Genomic DNA, 22,156 nt, shown 5'->3' on the forward strand with positions numbered 1-22,156 from the left:
AAGGTCATCGGCTCTCTGCACCGGCGGCATCGGGCTGTGGAGTTCAAGAAGTTCCTGGCCAAGCTGGACAAGGAGGTACCCGCCGAGCTCGAGGTGCACCTGATCCTGGACAACTACGTCACCCACAAGACGCCCGCCGTCAAGCAGTGGCTGGTGGCTCATCCGCGTTTCCACCTGCACTTCACGCCGACGAGTTCGTCCTGGCTGAACCTGGTGGAGCGGTGGTTCGCCGAGCTCACCCAGAAGAAGCTCAAGCGCGGTGTCCACCGCTCCGTCCAGTCCCTCGAGCGCGACATCCGGTACTGGCTCGCCGACTGGAACGAGCGCCCCAGGCCGTTCGTCTGGACGAAGACCGCCGACGAGATCCTCGACAAAGTCGCCGCCTACTGCCGACGAATCTCCGACTCAGGTCACTAGGTGTAGTGCCCTGTGGGGTTGGGGACGCTCAGTCGAGACAGAACTCGTTGCCCTCGACGTCCTGCATCACGATGCACGACTCGTTGTCGTCGTCGGCGGGCAGGAGCCGCACGCGTACCGCGCCGAGCGCGACCAGCCGCGCGCATTCGGCCTCCAGCGTGGCCAGGCGCTCCTCCGCCACGAGACCGGTGCCGGCCCGCACGTCGAGATGCACCCGGTTCTTGACGACCTTCCCTTCGGGAACGCGCTGGAAGAACAGCCGCGGGCCCACACCCGAGGGATCGACGCAGGCGGACCACGAACCCCGCTCCTCAGCGGGCAGCGAGCGCTCGGCATCGGCCCACGTGGCGTACCCCTCCGGCGGCTGGGGCACGACGTACCCCAGCACCTCGCACCAGAAGCGGGCGACGCGCTCGGGCTCCGCGCAGTCGAAGGTGACCTGGAACTGCTTGACCGATGCCATCGGGCCACCGTAGCAGGGGGACTCAGCCGCTCAACTCCCCGTGGGGAACGGCGAGAAACCCCCTGCGGTGCGGTGTTCGCCGGTGCGGTGTTCGCCGGTGTGCGCGGACGAAAGGGCAGGAGGGCCGGGCGGGCCCGCGCCTCCTTCAGCCGGTCGGGGCGCCCGGCACTCCTCCGCCCGAGCCGTCACCTCCGGTGGGCAGGTGCCGCGCGCCGCGCGGAAGGCGCCGTCCCGTCGCTCACCGCTCACTGCACACCGTCTTCGGCGCCGCCCTCTTGTCGACGCCTTGCGCGGACGGCGTGTCCTGCACCCGCTGCACGTCCCGGAGCAGGTCCTCGATGCGCAGTTCCTGACCGGCGGCGGCCCGGGCGATGGTCAGCAGAACGGCCTCGTAGAAGGCGTCCCGCACGGCGGGGGCCATGACGTCCGAGGCGTCCAGGCAGCGGGGCCCCTGACCGAGCCGTCGGGCGATCTCGCGCTCGACCGCGCCGCCACCCGACGCCACCCGGCGATTCGCCGAGAACACGTCCGCGAGATCGGCCCACTTCTGCTGGCCGTCCTCGGAGGCCAGTCGCCGGATCAGCTCACGGGCCCGGGGGCGGTCGCTGAACAGCGCCGCGAAGTCGCCGGTCACCTCGTGGGCCCGGACCTGGCCGCCGCCGTCCGGCAGCAGCGGAGCGGAGTCCATCAGTTCCGCTGCCTCCGCGGCACCCTTGTAGAAGGAGAGCGCGAAGGAGCCCTGGTGCTCCAGGGTGCACCCGCCCCAGCCGTCGAACAGCAGCCCGTCGCCGTCCGGGGCGCCGCGATGGTCGGTGAGCAGAGCGTGCTCGGCCGCGTCCCTGTCCTGCTGGAGCAGACCGGCCCACGCCTCCCAGGCGGTCCGCACCTCCTCACTGTCCCACCACTGCTTCCCGTCCTTGTCCAGCGCCCACTGCTCGTAGACCTCCGGGCCCTCCCGTTGCAGCACCAGGTCCTCGATCCAGTCGGTGCCCGGCCAGCCGGAGGCGCCGTCGTCCCCCATACCGACGCACCAGCTCGTCATCGGGGCCGCTGCGGCCGCCGGCCGGTGACCCTCGCGGTACCAGACGACGCTCTTCAGGTCCGCCTTGACCGGGACCCAGAAGACGTGTTCGGACGGCGAGCCGGTCGACTTCCAGGGTGCGCCGTACTCCTGCGGGTCGTAGAGGCCGTCCAGCGGTTCGAGGAGGTTCTGGCCGGCGTATTCGGCGAGTTCGCCGAGGCCCGGCATGATCACGATGTCCGGGGGCTCCCCCGACTGCACCTTGGAGAGCAGCACCTCCCGCTGGGCCGCGGTGCCCTGGTAGTCGAAGGGGATGCCGAAGCCGCGCAGCACGGCCTCGAACTGGTCCGCCTGCTTGGCCGTCCACGTGCCGAGGATGGTCACCGGGTCCTCGTCGTCGTGCTGCGCCCAGACCACCACCATGCCGCCCGCGGTGATCAGCAACATGACCACGACGAAGATCAGTCCCCTGAACCGCTTGGTCACCGACGCCTCCAGTAGTCGTGGTCGAGCCGGAGACCGAGCCCCAGCGCGGGCAGGACGACGGTCAGCAGGCTGCCGACGAACGCGCCCCGGTACACCCGCTCGGTCCACACGCCGTCGGCCGTCTTCTCCCGGACGTCCTCCGACTTCTCCGTGACGCGCTGCTGCGCGTCGGCCAGCCCCGGGCCGCTCTGCCGGGACACCGCGGTGATCAGCCGCAGATCCCCGACCGCCCCGTCGAGGTCGTCCTCGGCGGACGACGTCGCCGTCAGCGGGACCACCGCGAGCAGCGCGGTGAGGACGAAGGCCGCGAGCAGGTACGGATTCCAGTCACGGCCGCAGCGGTCCCGCAGTACGAACAGCGCCGACAGCAGGGTCAGCGCCACCGCGGCCAGCGCCAGTTCGGCGGCCCACCACCCGCCGCGCTGCCAACGCCCCACCGAGACCGTGGCTTCGGCGTGCCGCAGCTGGATTCGCTGCAGCGCGTCCAGCCGGGGTGCGAGTCCCACCGTCTCCCGGGTGAGCAGCGAGTCCGCCTCCTTGAGCTTCTGCTCCCGCATGAGGGGCTGGTCACGGTAGAGGGACGTGCCGAGAGCGAGCGAGTTGCTGTAGGTGGCGAGCAGCCCCTTGACCGTGCCGAGGTCCTGGTCCGTGCGGTCGGCGATCCGGGACAGGCCCTGGTCGGCGGCCGACAGCTGGGACCGGTAGGTCTCGCCCGAGCCCGCGACGCCGATGAGGTGCCGCTCGACCAGGAGGTGCGCCTCCTGGTCGGCCCGCAGGGCCGCGAGCCGGGTGGCGGCGAGCCCTTGTACGGCCGGCGCCTCACGGGAGGCGAGGGCGTCGGCGCCGCGCTCGACCTGACGGCAGGAGAGGAACAGGGCGGTCGACGCCACAGCCGTGAGCAGCAGCAGGACCAGCAGGTGCGCCTCCAGCAGCCGGCGGGTCCGCCAGCGGCTCAGGCGCCCGCGCCAGAAGGCGGCGGGGGAGCGGCGGCGCCAGGAGGCGGCGCGTCGGGCCGTCACAGCAGCTTCTCCCCGCAGGCGACGCAGTACCGGGCCTCGCTCCCGGCCGGGGCGCCGCAGGTGCCGCAGCGCGGGCCCGGCCGCGCCCCGCCGGCGTCGGCCGGGACGCCGCCGGGACGGGACCCGGCGCGCAGGATCATCGGGCCGAGGGTGCCGGCGTCGACGGCGCGCGGGCGGACCCGCCCGGCGGTCGCGTCCTCGATGTGGGCGACCGCGCCGATCTCGTCCAGCACCCAGCCCGTGCCGAACTGCGCCGCCAGCCGGGCGGCCAGCCCCAGACAGCTCTCGGCGGTGTCCCAGCGGTGTTCCCGCAGCGCGACGAGCCCCTGGCGCAGAGCACCCCGCATCCGCGCGGTGGCGTTGAGGTCCCGCACGCTGTCCGCGCCCGCCGGGGCGTGGGGCGGGGTCTGCTCGGGAAGGTGCCAGCGGGCGGTGACGGGCACGTGGACGTCGCCGACGGAGACCATGGCGAACTGCAGCTCGGTCTCCAGCGGGTCGGCGCCGGCGTCGGCGACCAGGGTGAGCAGGTAGTCGCGTCGGCCCTGCTCCCACTGGTAGGTCGGGAAGCTCCAGCAGTGCGGCCGGCCGGGCTGGGGCAGGGCGCCGAGGCGGTGCGGCCGCGGCGCCTTCTCGCTGAGCGACACCTGGCGGACGGAGGGCCGCACGGTCACCTCGATCGGCAGTTGGGGCGTGTGCACCCGGCGCAGCCGCTGGATGGCGGCGGTGATCGCGTGGCCGAGGCCGTCGTCCACGAACTCGGCCGTGCCGTGCAGCCGTTCCGCCAGGGCCAGCAGGGGGTCGGGGGTCCAGTCCGCGCCCACGGCGAACACATCGCAGGTGAACTGCCCGGAGCAGGCGTCCAGTTCCTCCTCCAGACGCATCTCGCCGCCGGCACTGCTGCCATCGGTGATCAGCACCAGATGGCGTACGGACACCGGCCGTCCGGCGAGCAGGGCGCGCGCCGCGGCCACCCAGACGGCGTACCCGGCGGGACGCGGCCCTTCCCGGTGCAGCGGGAGCGATCCCGAGACGAAGGCGGCCCGGCGCCGCTCCTCCGGGTCGGCGACCGCCCACTCGTCGTCGCCCCGCGGATAGCACCGGACCGGTTCGGGGCCGCTGCCGAGCACGGCGAAGGAGAGGGAGTCGGGCAGGGCGCGCAGCGCCGCCGGCAGGGCGTGCCGGACGGCCGCCCGGTGGGATTCGGCGACGTCCACCGCGATGATCACGGCGAGCTGGACCGCGGGCAGGTCGGTGGGGGCGCCGTCGGCGGCCACGTCGACCTGGAGACGGGCCTCGATCTTCGCGCTCCGGTGCGGGCGCAGATCGCCGCCGAGGTCGACGTGGAGCCGGATGCCGGGGTGCGGCGTCCGGGTATGGCTGCTCATGTCGTACGTCACCGCTCCTTCGCCTTCGTCGCCCGCACACCGGGGGCCGGGTGCCGACGGGTCTGTCGTGCCGTGCGGTCAGAACACCGTCTGGGGCCGTACCGCGTGCATGAGGTCCACGAGGTGTTCGTGGGCGCCGGCCGGCTCCTGGTGACGTGCCGCCAGCCGCCGGTAGTGCGACTCCAGCTGCTTGCGCAACACGCGCTCCGGCACGCCCAGACGCCGCAGACTCCGTGCGTCGAGCCGTCCGGCGTCCCGTCCCGGAGCACCGGGCCGGTCGCTGAGACCGTGCACCGCGTGCAGTTTCCATTCGTGGAGTTCGGTGCTCAGGCGCAGCGCCTCGTCCTCGGACAGGCCGGGTTCCCCGGCGCCCGGTTCGCGGCCCACGAGGCCGTGCAGTTCGGCCAGGGCCGCGTCGACCTCGGCGGGCGCGGGCAGCGGATCGCCGTCCCCGGGCAGCCGGGCCGCGCGGATGCGCAAGGAGGCGATCCGGGCGACGGTGTGGTCCAAGGTGCCCTGCCGGACCCGGCCGAGCACGTCGATGGCCGCCCGGCGGTCGTGCGCGCGGAGCGCCAGCCTGGCCAGGCCCAGGGCGGCGCCGCCGTGCGCGGGGTTGCGGGCGAACACCGCCTCGTACAGTTCCCTGGCCGTGGGCTCGGCCGGGTCGTCGCCGAGCCGCTCCGCGCAGTGGGCGAGGGCCAGCTTGGGCGCGTACTCGCCGGGCAGTTCGAGGTGGACCTGGGTGAAGCGGGCCCTGGCCTCGGCGACCTGCCGCTGGTCGTCGTCGAGGTCGGCGCTGTGCAGCGCGAGCAGGGCGCGGTGCCACTCCAGCCGCCACCGGCGCACGGAGGGCGGTCCGGGCACGGAGTCGGCCGTGTCGAGCTCCTCCTGGGCCCGCCGCAGGTTCTCGCGGGTGCCGCGGCCCAGCAGGACGCGCACGTTGTGCAGGCAGATCTCCACCGAGCGCGGCTTCTCGTCCTCCGGCGCGAGGAGCTGGCCGGGGTCGTAGCCGCTGCTCACCGCGAACCGCGCGGCCTGCGGGTCGCCCGGGTACGGCCTCGGCACCGGCAGGCAGCCGGCGATCTCGGTGGGGGTGGGGGCGCCGAGGTCGAGGGCCGGGGCGACGGGTGGCGCGTACCGGTCGCGGCTGGGGCGCTCCAGCCAGTGCTCGATGCCCGGCACCGTGCCGAGCCGGGCGCCGGGCAGCCGGGTGGACGGCCGGAAGTAGTCGGAGGGCTCGGGCGGGTCGCTCTTGCCGCGCAGCGCACGGATCTCCCGCAGGGCGCCGCGCAGCTGGCCGACCATCTCGCGGGCGTCGGTGAAACGGCGGCCCGGGTCGGTGCGCACGGCACGGTCGACGACCCGCTGGAAGGAGGCGGTGCCGAGGCCGGGCACCTCGGCGACGGCCCAGCGGGCGAGTTCCCGCAGGGTGACGCCGACGGTGTGCAGGTCGTGGGCGACGGTGGGCACGGCCGAGGTGCCGGTCTCCGGCGCCATGTAGTCGGGCGTGACGTGGGCGGGCGGCTGGCTCTGGCCCTGTTCGCGCATGCCGCCGAGATCGATGACCTTGACGCCGGCACTGTGGTGCACGACGTTGGAGGGCTTCATGTCCCCGTACACGAAGACCCGTTCGCCGTCGGCGTGCAGGTGGACGAAGGCCTCGAGGATCTGGCAGCCGTACGCCGCGACGTGCTCGATGTCGAGGACGGACTCACCGCGCCGGACCTCCTCGACGACTTTCGCGAGGGTGCCGTCGCCGACGTCGTCCATGACGATGTAGCCGCCGGTGACCTGACCGGACTCGTCGCTGCGGGCGACGAAGTCGCGGATCTGGACGATGCGGGGGTGGCGGATGGCGACGAGGTTGCGGCGTTCGACGTCGGCGAGCCGGGCGCCGTCGTGCTCGTACCGGTTGAGCAGGCCCTTCACGGCGACGACGTCCCCGAGATGGGTGTCCTCGGCGAGGTAGACCCAGCCCTGGCCGCCGTGCGCGATGGGGCCCATGATCGCGTACTGGTCGCGCAACACGTCACCCTTGGTGAGTTCGGGCCGGTACGAGTACCGCTCGCCGCAGGCCGGGCAGAATCCCGTGATCGGCACCGGGCCCTCGGTGTAGGGCGGGGCGAAGGTGATGCCGCAGTCGGCGGACGAACAGCCCATGCGGATGTGCAGCGGCGCCTCGGGACGCATGAGGCGTTCCTCGGCGGGGCGCGGCTCCCGCTCGGGGAGCGCGAGGAGCTCGCGGGGGCCGTGGTCCCGTGGGTCCTCGGGCAGGGCGGGCAGCCCGGGGCCGTTCTCCGCGCGGCCGCACACGGCGCAGTGGCCGGTGGGCAGCACGGTGCCGCCGCAGGGGGCTCCGGTGAAACGCCGGTGCGGGCAGGTCGTCATCCTCTCGGGGTCCTCCTCCCTCGCCCGGGCCGGGCGGCACACCGCATCACCGGTCCCCATGGCGGCTCAGGTCGGCGCGCAGGGCCCTGATCAGCGCGCGCACCCGGGTGAGCTGCTGTTGCGGGTCCCGCACGCCGTCGATCAGACGGCGCTCGGCCCGGCGCCGGTCGGCCGTCGCGGTCACGGAGCCGAGGGAGTCGCTGTCGACGACATCTCGGCTGATCGCCAGGGTGACCTCCACGCGCTGCAGACGGTCGAGCAGCGTGTCGGCGTGGTGGAGGAGCGCGGGCCGCAGAAGCCGGTCGCGGGACGCGGTCCAGCCGGGGCCGCCCTCGTGGCGGAAGACGAGCAGCAGCCGTAAGCCGAGAACCCGTACCCGCGTCAGGAGTTCGACCAGGGAGTCCGGCTGGGGCTCCTCGTCGAGGCCGTCGACGAGGACCGTGACCGGTCGCACGGGCGCACGGTCGGCCGCCCGCGCGGGCGGGGGCTTGGCGCCGCGCAGCCAGTCCCAGTACGCCAGGTATTCGCCGGCCGGGAAGGCCACCTGGCCCAGGGCGTGGTCGATGAGTTCAGGCCGGCCGGCGCCGCCGCGGTGGACGACGTGGGCGCGGTGTGCCAGATGGCGCAGCGAGCGGTCCTTGCCGCTGCCCGGAGGCACCACGGTGATCTTCACCGGGTCCCCGTCCGGGTCGTCGAACCACCGGGTCAACCGCTCCTCGAAACCGTGGTCCCAGGCGTACGGGCTGCTCAACTCCTCGACGACGGGCGAGAGTTCGGCGATGCGGTCGACGGGGATCAGGTACGAGAAGGAGAGCCGGTTGTCCTCGGGCAGCACCTCGCCCAGGTCGCCGCGCCAGCTGACGACGAGGCCGACCACACGGGCGGGACGGCCTTCCTCCGGCCGCGTGCACACGCCGGCTCCGCTGAAGCCGGCGCGCACCACCTCCGCCTTCGTGACGGCGTCGAGCTGTACCCGCTCACCGCTGGCGCCGCCGATGCGCCCCCACAGGCTCATGCCGTCGTCGAAGCCCTCCGCGTACCCGGTCGCGTACACCTCCATACCGCCCCACATCCTGGGCTCCAGCGGGGCGCGACGTGCCCCCGGGCGCGGGCTGTCCAGGCGCAGCACGGCGACGTCCTCGCCGCTCTCGCCGTCCGGCAGCCAGCCGCCGGGCATGACCCGTGCGGAGACCGGTTCGAGCGCGCCGTTCTCGGCGAACTCCAGCCACATGACGGCGTCCGGGTGGCGTACCACGTGGGCGCAGGTCAGCGCCGTGTACTGGTCGACGAGCACGCCGGCGCCGCAGATCGGGCCGTGCGCGTCCTCGCGCCGCAGCCTGAGTCTCCAGTCCGCACGCAGTTCCCCCATACCGTCTCACAGTACGCGCACAGCACGGTGCGTCCCTAGAGTTGTGAGTGGGGCGGATCGGTCGATCGACGCAAGACGGTGGTGTGTTGCCGTGGGCAAGAACGCCTCGTCGAACTCGGCACCCTCACCGAAGCCGACACCGGCGACATCGTCAGAAAGCAGCAGCCGAAGCCGCGACCTGCATCCCTGCCACAAGCATCAGCCAGAATGGGACGTCACCTCACGGGCCTGCGAAGCACCCCAGGACGGTCACCTGGTCGAAGCACCGCGCCTTCGCGTCCTTCCTCGCGATCGTCCAGAAGACGTCACCGCCGATGTAGTAGTTACCGAGGTCCAAGACGCCGCCGTACCATTGTGCGAGAAGCGCCCAGTCGTCGGGACGAGGCCGTGCCCAGGGGCTGGCCCGCCTGCCCTCCGGCTTCCCTGCCCTCCGTGCTGCCATGGCGGCGGACGCGGTGATGGGGTCGTCCTCGCCGTAGGAGTCCCTGGAGTATCCGTCGATCTGCAGGTGAGTCTGGTCGCGATGGTGCCTGTCCTCGTACAGCACGTCTGACCAGGCCTGGCGCAGTTCCTTGGCGTGCGGGTGCTCGACGGGGTCGATGAGCACCTCGTTGTCCGGCAGGGAGAGGTCGTACTTCAGCCGTAGCTCCGCGCGGTCATAGCCGTCGTCCCCGGGGCGTTCTTCGAGGGGCGTGCCGGCGGGGACGTACATCACTCGGCCGGAAGCGTCGAGGTCGTCGGGATGGAGTCGGGCGAAGAAGAGGAGCCGGCCGTCGGGGGGCAGTACCAGAGTCGTTGCGTCGTCGGGCAGCGCGGCGAGGTCCAGCATCGCGATCAGGTTCAGCCCTGCCGGGAGTCGGGGAGCGTCGGCGGGGAGCAGGTTGGGCCCCCCGAAGTGGCCCACGACCGGCCCGTCCACGGTGGACGCCAGGGTGGCGCAGGGGCGGGCGGCTTCGAGCCACCTCTCCACCTCGGCGGACGGGACGCCGCCCGCGAGCGCCTTCTCACGGAACCGGTTCACCTTCTCGAGCATCTCGGGTTTCATGCGGTGAACATAGTGGCGGGCACTGACTCATGGGCCGGAGCATGACGTACACCGGGCAACTGCCGGTTCCCGCGGGGCGGCCGCCGAAACGCAGACCCCGGCCGCCGGAAGCACGACACCGACGGACGCCACTGCGGACGCCGCCGCGGACGCGGTGCCGACCGGGCCGCCGTCGGCGGAAGCGCAGCCCTGCGGGCCCCTTGGTGGAGGCTGCCGTGCGCGCGTTGCGCGCGCCGCCCGCGTCACCCCCGACCTCGCGGGCGACGTTCGCGGCCCGGAACCAACGAGCGGATCGGGCGTCCGCACCTGGCGGCGAACACAGAGAGCGGGCCTTGCATAGACTGGGCCGCGGTCTGGGCCGGTCCGCGTTCCGGAGCAGCGGTCGCAGGCCACGCAGGGGGAGGCCTGGCACCGTGGAACCACTGAGGGACGAGGACCCGAGACAGATCGGGGGCTTCGCGCTCGTCTGCCGGATCGGGTCGGGCGGTATGGGGCAGGTGTTCCTCGGCGAGTCCGTGGCCGGCCACCAGGCCGCCGTGAAGGTCATCAAGCCGTCGGTCCTCGACGAGGACACCCGGGCACGCTTCGGGTCCGAGGTGGACAGCCTGCGCACGGTGTACGGGCCGTTCGTCGCGGCCTTCGTGGGGGCGGACGCCGATCAGCCGTGGCTCGCGGTGGAGTACGTCCCCGGACCGGATCTGCGCACGCTCGTCACGGGGAAGGGCCCGCTGCCGCTCGCCGAGACCGCCAGCCTGGCGTCCCGTTTTCCGATCATGCAGGACTTCGACGCCGTGACGTGGTTCGACGCCAACGAGAGAAGGATCGCGGGGAACCGGTACACGTACGGCTTCGGCCAGACCAAGGACCACTACGAGCAGTTCCTCGCCTACCAGAAGCAGGGCCGCTCCGAACCCCCCGAGGGCTATACCGCACCCTTCTACAAGGCCGATCGCGAAAAGGAGATGCGCGAAGCGCACGCCTACTTCTCCGCGCGGCTACGGGAAGCCACCGACAAGGGCAAGTGAACGGCAAACGCCCCGCGCCGGACGGGTCCGGCGCGGGGCGTTTGCCGTGAGGGTCAGCTCCGGGCGGCGTAGGAGACGAAGTCGCTCCACGCGGTGGGGGAGAGGGCGAGTTCGGGGCTCCGCTGGTCCTTGGAGTCCCGGACGTGGATCGCCTGCGTGCCCTTCGCCACCTCGACGCAGGCGTCACCGTCGGAACCGCTGTAGCTGCTCTTGAACCAAGCCCGTTCGTCGATGCTGCTCATAGCGCTCCTCGAAGTTGCTTCAGCAGGCTCCTGGAGTCCTCGGAGGCGAGAGCCTGTGAGCGCAGTTTCGCATACCGCTGGAGCGTGATGCTGACCTCCTTCGGGTCAGTGATCAGCATGCCGCCGCGCTGTCCCTCCGCGTAGCCGAACCACTTGTTGTCCGGGGACTCCAGGAGCATCAACGGTCCGTCGAAGCCAGCATGATCCGGCTGGTATCGCGGCATGATCTGCAACTCGACGTTGAACTGCAACGACCGTTCCAAGAGGCTGTCGAGCAGTTCCCGCGTCACATCAGGGCCTCCCGTACCGCGCTCGACAACTGCCTGCTCGATGATGAAGCTGAACGCGATCGGAGGCTTGCGCTCGAACAGTCGCTGGCGCTCCAACCGGGCCGCAACCTGCTCGGCCACCTGCTCCTCGTCCTTCACGGGCGGCACGCTCTCGGTCACGGCTCGCGCGTACCGCTCGGTCTGGAGCAAGCCGGGGATCACCCGGCACTCGTAGGTCCACAAGGTCACCGCCCGCGTCTCCAGCCGAGCCCACTGCCGGAACCAGCTCGCCAGTCCCGCCTGCCGCGACAGATGTGGCGCGGCCTTCCGCAGTGCCCCCGTGTTGCCTAGTGCCTCCTCCGCACGCTCGACGAAGTCCCGGTCCGGCATCCGGCGGCCCTGTTCGACCGAGGCGACCGTGTGTTTGGAGAAGCGGACCAGGCTGCCGAACTCCTCACGGCTCAGGCCCCCGTGCTCCCGCAGGGCCTGGACGACCGCGCCGAAGGTGCGCAGACTGTCCGACGCCCCCGGTTCCGCGCCGCCCGTCCCCGTACCGCCGTCCGTACATTCGTGGGCCACCGTCGGCCACCTCCCGCGCACCCGCCACGCCCGTACCGCTTCTGACTCGGCTCCATCGTCACGCCGAGCGGCACGTACTGTCTACCGAATGTGCGCGTACGCTGACTCTGCGTACGCGGGTCGCTGCTGGCGAACACCCGCTAAGTGCCGCCAAATTGGGCATATGACGCCACCGTCCACTCCCGTGACCCGCCAAGGGCCCGTCACCGTACGTGTGTTCACGCAGCAGTTCAGCTCCACCCCGCGCGGAGCGCGCCTCGCCCGCCGGCTCGTACTGCACCAGCTCGACGGCTGGGGCGTGCCGCACGGCAGCGATGCGTCCGACACCGCCGCCCTGCTCGTAGCGGAGCTCGCAGCCAACGCCGTCACGCACGGCCGTGTTCCTGGCCGGGACTTCGAGGTCACCGTCAGTCTCCTCGGCCGGACCGTGCGCATCGAGGTCTCCGACACCCGGGACGAGCTACGGCCTCCGGCTCCCGGCGCTCCCCGCCCCGCGCCCCAGCCGCTCGCGGAGACCGGCCGGGGCATGCTCCTCGTGGAGGCGCTCGCCGACCGGTGGGAGGTCCTGGACCGCGCCCCCGTCGGCAAAACGGTCGCCGCCGAGCTGCACCTGGCACGGTGAACGGAGCCGCTTCCTGACGCCGCTGCTTGCGCCCCGGAGCGAGATCTGAGCGACGCCCACGCTCCTTGAGCACATCAACAGCGGTGGCAAGCAGCCCGGTTGGTCCCCGCGCACAGTGAGGACACGAAGACGGTACCGGCCGGTCGATGTTCTTCAGCCTCGGGTTGTTCTCGGCCTTGAGGTGTCGTCGCTGCATCCGATGGGCGTGCGCCGGTCGACGCGGTGCAACAGCAGCAGCGCGCTCGCGGCGGTGGCGAACTCTCCGGAGGCGAGGCCGAACCACACGCCGCGCGTGCCCCAGACCAGGCCGCACATCACCACGAGGGGCGCCTTCAGCAGGATCAGGGACCCGATGGTCAGGACGTAGGCGGGCAGCGGGCGTCCCAGGGCCTGGAAATAGGCCGAGACCAGCGGTGCGATACCGATGACGATCCCGCCGACGGCGATGACGCACAGTGCGAACCCGGCCTCCTCGGCGGCTTCGCCGCCGCTGACGAAGATGCCGACGAGCGGTTCGGCGAGCACCGTCAGCAGGATCGCGGTGGCCGCTCCGTAGACGAGCGAGGCCCGCAGCGCGAGCGCCCGCGTTCGCGCTACCCGGGCGTCCAGGCCGCGCCCGGCGTTGTAGCCGACGATGGGCTGCAAGCCCTGGCTCATGCCGGTCTGCGGCATCACGGCGAAGGACGGGACGCGTTCGGTCGGGGTGTCGGTGACCTCGACGCGCACGGTGTCGGTGCCGTGGGGGAGCCGGACGTGGAAGTCCCGTCCGGCGACGTGCTCGTGCTGCACGGCGTTGGCAGTCAGCTCGGCGGTGATCAGGGTGGGGGTGTTATTGCTCTGATTCGGACGTGATTACTCGATGTCCACATCATCGGCCCCTTCGAGGAGACGGGCCGCGAGGTCGTCGGCCCACTCCACGGCCCAAACACGGAGAGCAGTGATGGTGGCGTCATCGAGCCCATAAGCGGCGAAGGCTTCGTCGTCGGTCCACTCGGCGCCCGTGAGGTTCGACTGCAGATCCTCGCGCTCGAAGCGGCCCCGGGCGTGGCGGCGGCCGAACTCCTCGAGTTCGGTGTTGGTCCAGCGGCGGGAGGCCGCGAACACGTCGATCAGGTCGCGGGGCGCTCCGCGGTCGGCGAGGGCGCGGACCTTGGTCCCGACCACGTCCTCCTCCGCGAGGACGGGCCCGTACGGAGTTTGGGCGACCGGCCGCCAGAAGATCTCCTTGAGGATGTCGACTTCGCAGTCCTGCCCGGTGGCTGGGTCGGTCACGGTGAAGCGGGCGGACAGCGGAGCGGTCTCCAGCACGTGCACCTTCCAGCCGCGGGCTTCCAGGCCGGCGCGGAGCGTGGCCGCGATGTCGGCCATGGGCGCCGGGTTCTCAGTGGCGACGTCGAGGTCCTGGCTGGGGCGGTTCACGAGGCGGTGCGCCCGCACGGCGTATCCACCGGTGAGAACCAGTGGGTACGGCGAGCCGAGCGTGATCACATCCGCCAGGAGCCGCGTGTGCAGCTCCGGCATGTCCGTCACGCGGCTGCCCGGGTGTGGGATGCGAGCTGGGGGAAGGCGTCTTCCCACACGGAGCGCACGGTGCGACCGACGAGTGTGTGCAGCACCGGCCACAGCTGGAGGAGAAGACCCCGGTTGAGGAACTGGGGCAGATCGTCGCGCAGGCCCTCGTGCAGGACGGCGCGGTACAGGCCCACGCGCTGGCGAGGTTTGCCCAGGTCGTACGAGGTCATCCCCGACCAGGCCATGTGCAGTGGCAGCTCCACGATTCCCTGGGTCGGGCCGTGCAAATCGTCCAGCGACTCCGGCAGACGCCGCCGGAACTTCTCCCGGTACAGCGCCAGATCCTCGGCGACCGCGTCCGAGAGGCCGCCCGGCGCGGGTGCGGGGTGCTGTGGGCTGGAGGACATGCCTCCATTATGACGGCAGGGGGGCGGTAAGGGGCATGATGCGTGAGCTTGCGTCCGCAGTGAGCGCGACGGCCGGAGAAGTCCCACAGGCGAAGCCGAATCCCCTCCCGGCTCGCGTACACACAGGTACAGGTCAGGAGGGGTGTGCGGTGTTGTTTCCGAAGACCTTCAGATGTCCCGGAAGATCTCGATCTGCGCCCCCACCGAGTTCAGCCGCTCGGCCAGGTCCTCGTAGCCCCGGTTGATGACGTACACGTTGCGCAGCACGGACGTGCCCTCCGCCGCCATCATCGCCAGCAGGACGACGACCGCGGGGCGCAGGGCCGGCGGGCACATCATCTCGGCGGCCCGCCAGCGGGTCGGGCCCTCCACCAGGACGCGGTGCGGGTCGAGGAGCTGGAGGCGGCCGCCGAGGCGGTTGAGGTCCGTCAGGTAGATGGCGCGGTTGTCGTAGACCCAGTCGTGGATGAGGGTCTTGCCCTGGGCGACGGCGGCGATGGCCGCGAAGAAGGGCACGTTGTCGATGTTCAGGCCGGGGAACGGCATCGGGTGGATCTTGTCGATCGGTGCTTCCAGCTTGGAGGGCCGGACGGTGAGGTCCACCAGGCGGGTGCGGCCGTTGTCGGCGACGTACTCGGGCGTGCGGTCGTGGTCGAGGCCCATCTCCTCCAGCACGGCCAGCTCGATCTCCAGGAACTCGATCGGTACCCGGCGCACGGTCAGCTCGGACTCGGTGACCACGGCGGCGGCGAGCAGGCTCATCGCCTCGACCGGGTCCTCGGAGGGGGAGTAGTCGACGTCGACGTCGATGTGCGGCACGCCGTGCACGGTGAGGGTGGTGGTGCCGATGCCCTCGACCGTGACGCCGAGCGCCTCCAGGAAGAAGCACAGGTCCTGGACCATGTAGTTGGAGGAGGCGTTGCGGATGACCGTGACGCCGTCGTGGCGGGCGGCGGCCAGCAGGGCGTTCTCGGTGACGGTGTCGCCGCGCTCGGTCAGCACGATCGGGCGGTCCGGGCGGACGGCACGGTCGACCTGGGCGTGGTACTGCCCCTCCGTCGCGGCGATCTCCAGCCCGAACCGGCGCAGCGCGATCATGTGCGGCTCGATGGTCCGCGTACCGAGGTCGCAGCCGCCGGCGTACGGCAGCTTGAAGGCGTCCATACGGTGCAGCAGCGGGCCGAAGAACATGATGATGGAGCGGGTGCGGACGGCGGCCTCGGCGTCGATCGCCCCCATGTCCAGCTCGGCCGGCGGCACGATCTCCAGGTCGACGCCGTTGTTGATCCACCGCGTCCGGACACCGATCGAGTTCAGCACCTCCAGCAGGCGGTAGACCTCCTCGATGCGGGCGACCCGGCGCAGCACCGTGCGCCCCTGGTTGAGCAGTGCGCCGCACAGCAGGGCCACGCACGCGTTCTTGCTGGTCTTGACGTCGATGGCGCCGGACAGCCGCCGTCGGCCCACGACACGCAGATGCATCGGTCCCGCGTAGCCGAGCGAGACGATCTCGCTGTCGAGGGCCTCACCGATCCGCGCGATCATCTCAAGGCTGATGTTCTGGTTGCCGCGCTCGATGCGGTTGACGGCGCTCTGGCTGGTTCCGAGCGCCTCGGCCAGCTGCGCCTGTGTCCAGCCACGGTGTTGCCGGGCGTCACGGATGAGCCTGCCGATGCGTACGAGGTAGTCGTCTGCCATGAGGCTGAGGTTATCTCAGATATGAGATCACGCCTTCCCCGGGGGGCCATTCGGGTGACGGCGGCGGTGGCGGTGACGGCCCGTCAGCGGCGCTTGGCCGTCCGCGTGCGACGCCACCCGAAGGGTCCGGGCAGATCCATCGACGTCGTACGGCGTCCGGTGCTGCTGTGGGTGTGGCGCGGGCCGTGCGAGCCGCCGCCGGTCGTGATGGACCACGACCGCCGGTTGATGTTCAGCCGCACGCCCGGCAGGATGCGGAAGCTCTTGCGGAAGGTGAGGGGCATCGGAACCTCCTTCTGTGGACCGTGGGACCGTGCCTCGTCCTTCGTCTACCCCGGCCCGGACGGGCCATGACGGGTCCTCACCTGACGTGCGGGACAAGGCACTTGAGCGGGTGCCCGGGTGCCCGGATGCCCGGGTGCCCGGATGCCCGGATGCCCAGGTGTCCGGATGTGGTGCAGCGCGCCGACCGGGGAGGAGGGGGTCGGGGCGTTCTCCTGGGGGTCGCGGGATGCCGGGTGGCGCGTGCGGGGTGCACGGGGTGCACGGGGTGTGCGGGTGCGCCGGGTGCACGGGGTGATCACGCGGCCGGCCTCGGTGTCGTCGGCGACGAGGCCGGCGCAGGGGGTGTGGCGGGCCGCCCCGCGAGCGCGGCGGCCGCCCGGCGGTCGACCGGCCCCGGAGCCGGTGCCCGAGCCGCCCCCGTCGGCCCCCTCGCCGCCTGCCCGCGACGGGTCTGTGGTCGGCGCCACGGGGAACCCGGGCATGACCAACCAGCCCCCATGTACTAGAGTTATCTCGACATCGAGATATCTGCCGAGGCGCACCGCAGCCGCCACCCTAGTAAGGGTTACCTAACTTAGCCCGACCTTAGCGGATTGGCCAAGCCCGCGTGGCGGCAGAGTGCGGTGGTACGCGCACATCAATGAAGGAGACTGTCGTGTCGGCGAACAGCTTCGACGCCCGCAGCACGCTGCAGGTGGGCGACGAGTCGTACGAGATCTTCCGGCTGGACAAGGTGGAGGGCTCGGCCCGGCTGCCGTACAGCCTCAAGGTCCTGCTGGAGAACCTGCTCCGCACGGAGGACGGCGCGAACATCACCGCCGACCACATCCGCGCCCTCGGCGACTGGGACTCGCAGGCCCAGCCCAGCCAGGAGATCCAGTTCACGCCGGCCCGCGTGATCATGCAGGACTTCACCGGCGTGCCCTGCGTCGTCGACCTCGCCACCATGCGCGAGGCCGTCAAGGCGCTCGGCGGCGACCCGGCGAAGGTCAACCCGCTCTCGCCGGCCGAGATGGTCATCGACCACTCCGTCATCGCCGACAAGTTCGGCACCCACGACGCCTTCGCGCAGAACGTCGAGCTGGAGTACGGCCGCAACAAGGAGCGCTACCAGTTCCTGCGCTGGGGCCAGACCGCCTTCGACGACTTCAAGGTCGTACCGCCCGGCACCGGCATCGTCCACCAGGTGAACATCGAGCACCTGGCGCGCACGGTCATGGTCCGGGGCGGCCAGGCCTACCCCGACACCCTGGTCGGCACCGACTCGCACACCACCATGGTCAACGGCCTCGGCGTCCTCGGCTGGGGCGTCGGCGGCATCGAGGCCGAGGCCGCGATGCTCGGCCAGCCGGTCTCCATGCTCATCCCGCGCGTCGTCGGCTTCAAGCTCACCGGTGAGCTCAAGCCCGGCACCACCGCCACCGACCTGGTGCTCACGATCACCGAGATGCTGCGCAAGCACGGCGTCGTCGGCAAGTTCGTCGAGTTCTACGGCGAGGGCGTGGCCGCCACCTCGCTCGCCAACCGCGCCACCATCGGCAACATGTCGCCGGAGTTCGGCTCCACCGCCGCGATCTTCCCGATCGACGACGAGACCCTGAACTACCTCAAGCTCACCGGCCGCTCCGAGCAGCAGGTCGCGCTCGTCGAGGCGTACGCCAAGGAGCAGGGCCTCTGGCTGGACCCGAAGGCCGAGCCGGACTTCTCCGAGAAGCTCGAGCTGGACCTGTCCACCGTCGTCCCGTCGATCGCCGGCCCGAAGCGCCCGCAGGACCGCATCGTCCTCGCGAACGCCGCCGAGCAGTTCAAGCAGGACGTCCGCAACTACGTCGACGACGTGGACGAGGCGGGCAAGGAGTCCTTCCCGGCCTCCGACGCCCCGGCCGTCCACCCGAACGGCGCCCCGTCGAACCCGGTCACCGTCACCGCCCCCGACGGCTCGACCTACGAGATCGACCACGGTGCGGTGACGGTCGCGGCCATCACCTCCTGCACCAACACCTCCAACCCGTACGTCATGGTCGCCGCCGCGCTCGTCGCGAAGAAGGCCGTGGAGAAGGGCCTGACCCGCAAGCCGTGGGTCAAGACCACCCTCGCCCCGGGTTCGAAGGTCGTCACCGACTACTTCGACAAGGCGGGCCTGACCCCGTACCTCGACAAGGTCGGCTTCAACCTCGTCGGCTACGGCTGCACCACCTGCATCGGCAACTCCGGCCCGCTGCCGGAGGAGGTCTCCAAGGCCGTCAACGACCACGACCTCGCGGTCACCTCGGTCCTCTCCGGCAACCGGAACTTCGAGGGCCGCATCAACCCCGACGTCAAGATGAACTACCTGGCGTCCCCGCCGCTGGTCGTCGCGTACGCCCTCGCGGGCTCCATGAAGGTGGACGTCACCCGGGACGCCCTGGGCGCCGACCAGGACGGCAACCCGGTCTACCTGAAGGACATCTGGCCCTCCGAGGCCGAGGTCAACGACGTCGTGGCGAACGCCATCGGCGAGGACATGTTCAGCAAGTCCTACCAGGACGTCTTCGCGGGCGACGCCCAGTGGCAGTCCCTGTCGATCCCGACCGGCGACACCTTCGAGTGGGACCCGGAGTCGACCTACGTCCGCAAGCCCCCGTACTTCGAGGGCATGACGATGGAGACCACCCCGGTCTCCGACATCACGGGCGCCCGCGTCCTCGCCAAGCTGGGCGACTCGGTCACCACCGACCACATCTCCCCGGCCGGCGCCATCAAGGCCGACACCCCGGCCGGCAAGTACCTCACCGAGCACGGTGTGGAGCGTCGTGACTTCAACTCCTACGGCTCCCGCCGAGGCAACCACGAGGTCATGATCCGCGGCACGTTCGCCAACATCCGCCTGCGCAACCAGATCGCGCCGGGCACCGAGGGCGGCTACACCCGCGACTTCACCCAGGACGGCGCGCCGGTGTCGTTCATCTACGACGCCTCGCAGAACTACCAGGCCGCCGGCATCCCGCTGGTCATCCTGGGCGGCAAGGAGTACGGCTCCGGCTCGTCCCGCGACTGGGCGGCCAAGGGCACGGCCCTTCTCGGCGTCAAGGCCGTCATCACCGAGTCGTACGAGCGCATCCACCGCTCGAACCTCATCGGCATGGGCGTCCTGCCGCTCCAGTTCCCGGCCGGCCAGTCCGCCGACTCGCTCGGCCTGACCGGCGAGGAGACGTTCTCCATCACGGGCGTCGAGGAGCTCAACAACGGCACCACGCCGAGCACGGTCAAGGTCACCACCGACACGGGCGTCGAGTTCGACGCGGTCGTCCGGATCGACACCCCCGGTGAGGCCGACTACTACCGCAACGGCGGCATCATGCAGTACGTGCTGCGCAACCTGATCCGCAGCTAGGCGGCCGGGCGGGCCGCCCCGCAGGGCGGCCCCGCACGGCGGCCGAGGGCCGCATCCCCGGTGACGGGGGTGCGGCCCTCGCCGTGCGGGCCGGCGTGCCCGCAGTGACGGGCCCGTTCCAGGCCTTCGCCGCGTTCGCCCCAGGTCATCACCTACCCTCAGGTGGAACACAGGGTTCCCTCAGCGGGCCGGGACAGGATCGGGACATGACTGCCGCCTCCACGTCCCGAACCGGCCGCGTCCGCGTGCTCATCGTCGACGACGAGCCCGCGCTCACCGAGGTCCTCTCCGTGGCCGTGACCGAGGCGGGCTGGCGCCCGTACCCCGCCCCCGACGGGCAGAGCGCGCTGCGGATGGCCCGCGGCTGCGCCCCGCACGCCGTCGTCCTCGACGGAATGCTGCCCGACCTGGACGGCATCCAGGTCCTGCGCCGGCTGCGCCACGAGAACCCCGGGCTGCCGGTGCTCATGCTGACCGCACGGGACACCCTGGAGCACCGCATCGACGGGCTGGAGAACGGCGCCGACGACTACGTCACCAAGCCCTTCTCGCTGGAGGAGGTCGTGGTGCGGCTGCGCGGGCTGCTGCGCCGCGCCGGCGCCGAACGGTCCCGCACCGACGACTCCGTCCGGGTCCTCGGCGACCTCGTCGTGGCCGTCGAGTCGCGCGAGGTGCACCGCGACGGCGACCGGATCGCCCTCACCGCCAAGGAGTTCGACCTGCTCGGCCTGCTGATGGACCATCCGCGGCAGGTCCTGAGCAAGGCACAGATCCTCGACCACGTCTGGTCCAGCTCCTTCGACGGCGGCGGCAACCTGGTCGAGGTGTACATCTCCAGCCTGCGCCGCAAGATCGACCGGGGCCGCGCGCCGATGATCCACACCGTACGCGGCGTCGGATACGCCATCAGACCGGTGGGAGCCCGCTCATGACCCCGCCGCAGACCGGCACCGCCCGCCGTCGCGGCCCGCGCGCCCTGCGGCTGGCGGGCCGCTCCCTGCGCACCCGGCTGCTCGTCTTCATCGTCGTCACCCTGGTCGGCGTGTGCGCGGCGATGGCCGTCACCACCGTCTTCACCCAGCGCGCCTTCCTCTACGGCAACCTCGACGGCAGGGTGGACAACGCCGCCGCCCGCGCCCTCGGCGGCGCCTGCCTCCACCCCGAACTGGAGGCCGATCTCACCTTCCTGAGGGAGAGCGGGCAGCCGTTCGGGATGATCGCCGCCCGCTACGACGAGGACGGCACCATCCTGTCCGCGGCCGTCGTCCGCCAGGACGCCCCGCCCATGATGTTCAGCTCCGCCCAGGTCGCCGCCCTGGAGGGCATCCACGCCGACGGCGCCCTGTACAACCGCACCCTGCCCGGCCTGGGCACCTACCGCCTCACCGCCCGCGAGAACAACGACGTACGGGTCATCGTCGGCCTGCCGAGGGACCAGGTCGAGGGCCTCATCGGCGGGCTGGCGGTGGTCGAGGCCGTCATCGCCCTCGCCGGACTGGCCGTCGCGGGATGTGTGTGCGCCTTCGTCATACGACGACAGCTGCGCCCCCTCGGCCGGGTCGCCGCCACCGCGGTCGAGGTGTCCCGGATGCCGCTGTGCCGCGGCGAGGTCGCCGTCCTCACCCGGGTGCCCGAACGGGACACCGACCCGACCAGCGAGGCCGGGCAGGTCGGCGCCGCCCTCAACCGCATGATCGACCACGTGGAGTCCTCGCTCGCCGCCCGCCAGCGCAGCGAGGAGCGGGTGCGGCGCAGCGAGGAACGCATGCGCCGCTTCCTCGCCGACGCCAGCCATGAACTGCGCACCCCGCTCGCCTCCATCGCCGGGTACGCGGAACTCATGAACCGCGGCACGGACCGCATCGAGCCGGGCGTGGCCTGGCGCCGGGTGACCGCCGAGTCGGCGCGGATGACCGGCCTGGTGGAGGATCTGCTGCTGCTGGCCCGGCTGGACGAGGGCCGGCCGCTGGAGTCCGCCGAGGTGGACCTGGCCGCGCTGGTCGCGGAGGCGGTGTGGGACGCGCGGGCCGCGGGCGGCGACCACGACTGGCAGCTGGAGCTGAGCCTGGACCCCCCGCCGCTGGTCCTCGGCGACGAGGCCCGCCTCCACCAGGTGGTGGCCAACCTGCTGGCCAACGCGCGGGTGCACACCCCGGCGGGCACCAGGGTGACCACGGTGGTGACCGCCCGGGACGGCCGGTGCGCCGTCCGGGTCCGCGACGACGGCCCCGGCATCCCGCCGGACCTCCTGCCGAGCGTCTTCGACCGCTTCACCCGGGCCGACACCTCCCGCGCCCGCAGCACCGCGGCTTCCGGCGCGGGCCTCGGCCTCGCCATCGCCGCCGCGATCACCGCGGCGCACGGCGGGCGGATCGACGTCCGCAGCGAGCCGGGGCGCACGGAGTTCGTCGTCGAGCTGCCGGCCGTGGCGGAGGCGGAGGCGGAGGCGGAGGCGACGACGTGGGAGGCTCAGGCGCCGGTCCCGTGAGGACGGCCACGCACACCGGGCGGCCGGAGAGAGTGGCGTAGCTCACTTCGGTGGGCCGATCAC

General features: G+C 71.8%; 20 protein-coding genes. 6 read left to right on the plus strand and 14 right to left on the minus strand.

Annotated elements, in window-relative coordinates; translation table 11 throughout:
* A partial coding sequence (locus ACIP67_RS18780) for a transposase (protein WP_401692939.1) occupies nt 1-417 on the plus strand: 417 nt, incomplete at its 5' end.
* A gap of 28 nt (nt 418-445) precedes the next feature.
* Here the strand turns inward: ACIP67_RS18780 and ACIP67_RS18785 are convergent.
* From ACIP67_RS18785 to ACIP67_RS18815, 7 genes are all read right to left on the minus strand, one after another.
* On the minus strand, nt 446-880 hold the full coding sequence (locus ACIP67_RS18785; RefSeq protein ID WP_401692941.1) for a VOC family protein: 435 nt from the start codon (nt 878-880) through the stop codon (nt 446-448).
* Between the two features lie 238 nt (nt 881-1,118).
* Entirely contained in the window at nt 1,119-2,387 is a 1,269-nt protein-coding gene (locus ACIP67_RS18790) for an ABC transporter substrate-binding protein (RefSeq protein ID WP_401692943.1), read from the minus strand.
* Nucleotides 2,384-3,406 (minus strand): hypothetical protein, encoded by a 1,023-nt coding sequence (locus tag ACIP67_RS18795; protein WP_401692945.1) that lies wholly within the window; start codon nt 3,404-3,406, stop codon nt 2,384-2,386. The genes ACIP67_RS18790 and ACIP67_RS18795 overlap by 4 nt, the downstream gene beginning before the upstream one ends.
* Nucleotides 3,403-4,791, minus strand: coding sequence for a hypothetical protein (locus tag ACIP67_RS18800; protein WP_401692946.1), 1,389 nt, complete (start codon nt 4,789-4,791; stop codon nt 3,403-3,405). Before ACIP67_RS18800 ends, ACIP67_RS18795 begins: the two co-directional genes overlap by 4 nt.
* 78 nt (nt 4,792-4,869) lie before the next feature.
* Nucleotides 4,870-7,179, minus strand: a complete 2,310-nt coding sequence (locus ACIP67_RS18805) for a tetratricopeptide repeat protein (protein ID WP_401692947.1) — start codon at nt 7,177-7,179, stop codon at nt 4,870-4,872.
* A 46-nt stretch (nt 7,180-7,225) separates the two neighbouring features.
* Nucleotides 7,226-8,548: a serine protease gene (locus tag ACIP67_RS18810; RefSeq protein ID WP_401692948.1), complete on the minus strand. Its 1,323-nt coding sequence runs from the start codon at nt 8,546-8,548 to the stop codon at nt 7,226-7,228.
* A 220-nt stretch (nt 8,549-8,768) separates the two neighbouring features.
* Nucleotides 8,769-9,593, minus strand: coding sequence for a DUF1963 domain-containing protein (locus ACIP67_RS18815; RefSeq protein ID WP_401692950.1), 825 nt, complete (start codon nt 9,591-9,593; stop codon nt 8,769-8,771).
* A 413-nt stretch (nt 9,594-10,006) separates the two neighbouring features.
* Between ACIP67_RS18815 and ACIP67_RS18820 the strand changes: the two genes are divergently transcribed.
* Nucleotides 10,007-10,618, plus strand: a complete 612-nt coding sequence (locus tag ACIP67_RS18820) for a hypothetical protein (RefSeq protein WP_401692952.1) — start codon at nt 10,007-10,009, stop codon at nt 10,616-10,618.
* A gap of 53 nt (nt 10,619-10,671) precedes the next feature.
* Here the strand turns inward: ACIP67_RS18820 and ACIP67_RS18825 are convergent, their stop codons facing one another.
* On the minus strand, nt 10,672-10,860 hold the full coding sequence (locus tag ACIP67_RS18825) for a DUF397 domain-containing protein (RefSeq protein WP_401692954.1): 189 nt from the start codon (nt 10,858-10,860) through the stop codon (nt 10,672-10,674).
* Entirely contained in the window at nt 10,857-11,708 is an 852-nt protein-coding gene (locus ACIP67_RS18830; protein ID WP_401692955.1) for a helix-turn-helix domain-containing protein, read from the minus strand. Before ACIP67_RS18830 ends, ACIP67_RS18825 begins: the two co-directional genes overlap by 4 nt.
* Before the next feature lie 163 nt (nt 11,709-11,871).
* On the opposite strand from ACIP67_RS18830, the gene ACIP67_RS18835 reads away from it, so the two are divergent.
* The gene (locus tag ACIP67_RS18835; protein WP_401692957.1) at nt 11,872-12,330 is read left to right on the plus strand and encodes an ATP-binding protein; all 459 of its coding nucleotides are present in this window, start codon (nt 11,872-11,874) and stop codon (nt 12,328-12,330) included.
* 153 nt (nt 12,331-12,483) lie between these two features.
* On the opposite strand, the gene ACIP67_RS18840 is transcribed toward ACIP67_RS18835, so the two are convergent.
* The 5 genes from ACIP67_RS18840 to ACIP67_RS18860 form a co-directional block, all read right to left on the minus strand.
* Nucleotides 12,484-13,119 carry an MATE family efflux transporter gene (locus ACIP67_RS18840; RefSeq protein ID WP_401692959.1) on the minus strand — a complete coding sequence of 212 codons (636 nt, stop codon included), beginning with the start codon at nt 13,117-13,119 and terminating at the stop codon, nt 12,484-12,486.
* A gap of 63 nt (nt 13,120-13,182) precedes the next feature.
* On the minus strand, nt 13,183-13,851 hold the full coding sequence (locus ACIP67_RS18845; RefSeq protein ID WP_401692961.1) for a nucleotidyl transferase AbiEii/AbiGii toxin family protein: 669 nt from the start codon (nt 13,849-13,851) through the stop codon (nt 13,183-13,185).
* Between the two features lie 5 nt (nt 13,852-13,856).
* Nucleotides 13,857-14,249, minus strand: a complete 393-nt coding sequence (locus ACIP67_RS18850; protein WP_401692962.1) for a hypothetical protein — start codon at nt 14,247-14,249, stop codon at nt 13,857-13,859.
* A gap of 168 nt (nt 14,250-14,417) precedes the next feature.
* Entirely contained in the window at nt 14,418-15,947 is a 1,530-nt protein-coding gene (locus ACIP67_RS18855; RefSeq protein WP_401692964.1) for a helix-turn-helix domain-containing protein, read from the minus strand.
* Between the two features lie 83 nt (nt 15,948-16,030).
* Nucleotides 16,031-16,231, minus strand: a complete 201-nt coding sequence (locus ACIP67_RS18860; RefSeq protein ID WP_385062676.1) for a DUF4236 domain-containing protein — start codon at nt 16,229-16,231, stop codon at nt 16,031-16,033.
* Nucleotides 16,232-16,887: 656 nt separating this feature from the next.
* Here ACIP67_RS18860 and acnA point away from each other — a divergent pair.
* The 3 genes from acnA (at nt 16,888) to ACIP67_RS18875 (ending at nt 22,093) form a co-directional block, all read left to right on the plus strand.
* Nucleotides 16,888-19,605, plus strand: coding sequence for an aconitate hydratase AcnA (gene acnA, locus ACIP67_RS18865; RefSeq protein WP_401692966.1), 2,718 nt, complete (start codon nt 16,888-16,890; stop codon nt 19,603-19,605).
* Between the two features lie 206 nt (nt 19,606-19,811).
* Entirely contained in the window at nt 19,812-20,537 is a 726-nt protein-coding gene (locus ACIP67_RS18870; RefSeq protein ID WP_401692967.1) for a response regulator transcription factor, read from the plus strand.
* Nucleotides 20,534-22,093, plus strand: coding sequence for a sensor histidine kinase (locus ACIP67_RS18875; protein WP_401692969.1), 1,560 nt, complete (start codon nt 20,534-20,536; stop codon nt 22,091-22,093). Before ACIP67_RS18870 ends, ACIP67_RS18875 begins: the two co-directional genes overlap by 4 nt.
* Nucleotides 22,094-22,156: the final 63 nt, after the last annotated feature.

Source organism: Streptomyces sp. NPDC088812, assembly GCF_044750285.1.
Taxonomy (GTDB): Bacteria; Actinomycetota; Actinomycetes; order Streptomycetales; family Streptomycetaceae; genus Streptomyces.

Bases quoted from the DNA above. Each gene is read 5' to 3' on its own strand.
- ACIP67_RS18785 (WP_401692941.1), bottom strand. From the start codon at position 880: ATGGCATCGGTCAAGCAGTTCCAGGTCACCTTCGACTGCGCGGAGCCC.
- ACIP67_RS18800 (WP_401692946.1), bottom strand. From the start codon at position 4,791: ATGAGCAGCCATACCCGGACGCCGCACCCCGGCATCCGGCTCCACGTC.
- ACIP67_RS18805 (WP_401692947.1), bottom strand. From the start codon at position 7,179: ATGACGACCTGCCCGCACCGGCGTTTCACCGGAGCCCCCTGCGGCGGC.
- ACIP67_RS18810 (WP_401692948.1), bottom strand. From the start codon at position 8,548: ATGGGGGAACTGCGTGCGGACTGGAGACTCAGGCTGCGGCGCGAGGAC.
- ACIP67_RS18815 (WP_401692950.1), bottom strand. From the start codon at position 9,593: ATGAAACCCGAGATGCTCGAGAAGGTGAACCGGTTCCGTGAGAAGGCG.
- ACIP67_RS18825 (WP_401692954.1), bottom strand. From the start codon at position 10,860: ATGAGCAGCATCGACGAACGGGCTTGGTTCAAGAGCAGCTACAGCGGT.
- ACIP67_RS18835 (WP_401692957.1), top strand. From the start codon at position 11,872: ATGACGCCACCGTCCACTCCCGTGACCCGCCAAGGGCCCGTCACCGTA.
- ACIP67_RS18845 (WP_401692961.1), bottom strand. From the start codon at position 13,851: ATGCCGGAGCTGCACACGCGGCTCCTGGCGGATGTGATCACGCTCGGC.
- ACIP67_RS18850 (WP_401692962.1), bottom strand. From the start codon at position 14,249: ATGTCCTCCAGCCCACAGCACCCCGCACCCGCGCCGGGCGGCCTCTCG.
- ACIP67_RS18855 (WP_401692964.1), bottom strand. From the start codon at position 15,947: ATGGCAGACGACTACCTCGTACGCATCGGCAGGCTCATCCGTGACGCC.
- ACIP67_RS18860 (WP_385062676.1), bottom strand. From the start codon at position 16,231: ATGCCCCTCACCTTCCGCAAGAGCTTCCGCATCCTGCCGGGCGTGCGG.
- ACIP67_RS18870 (WP_401692967.1), top strand. From the start codon at position 19,812: ATGACTGCCGCCTCCACGTCCCGAACCGGCCGCGTCCGCGTGCTCATC.
- ACIP67_RS18875 (WP_401692969.1), top strand. From the start codon at position 20,534: ATGACCCCGCCGCAGACCGGCACCGCCCGCCGTCGCGGCCCGCGCGCC.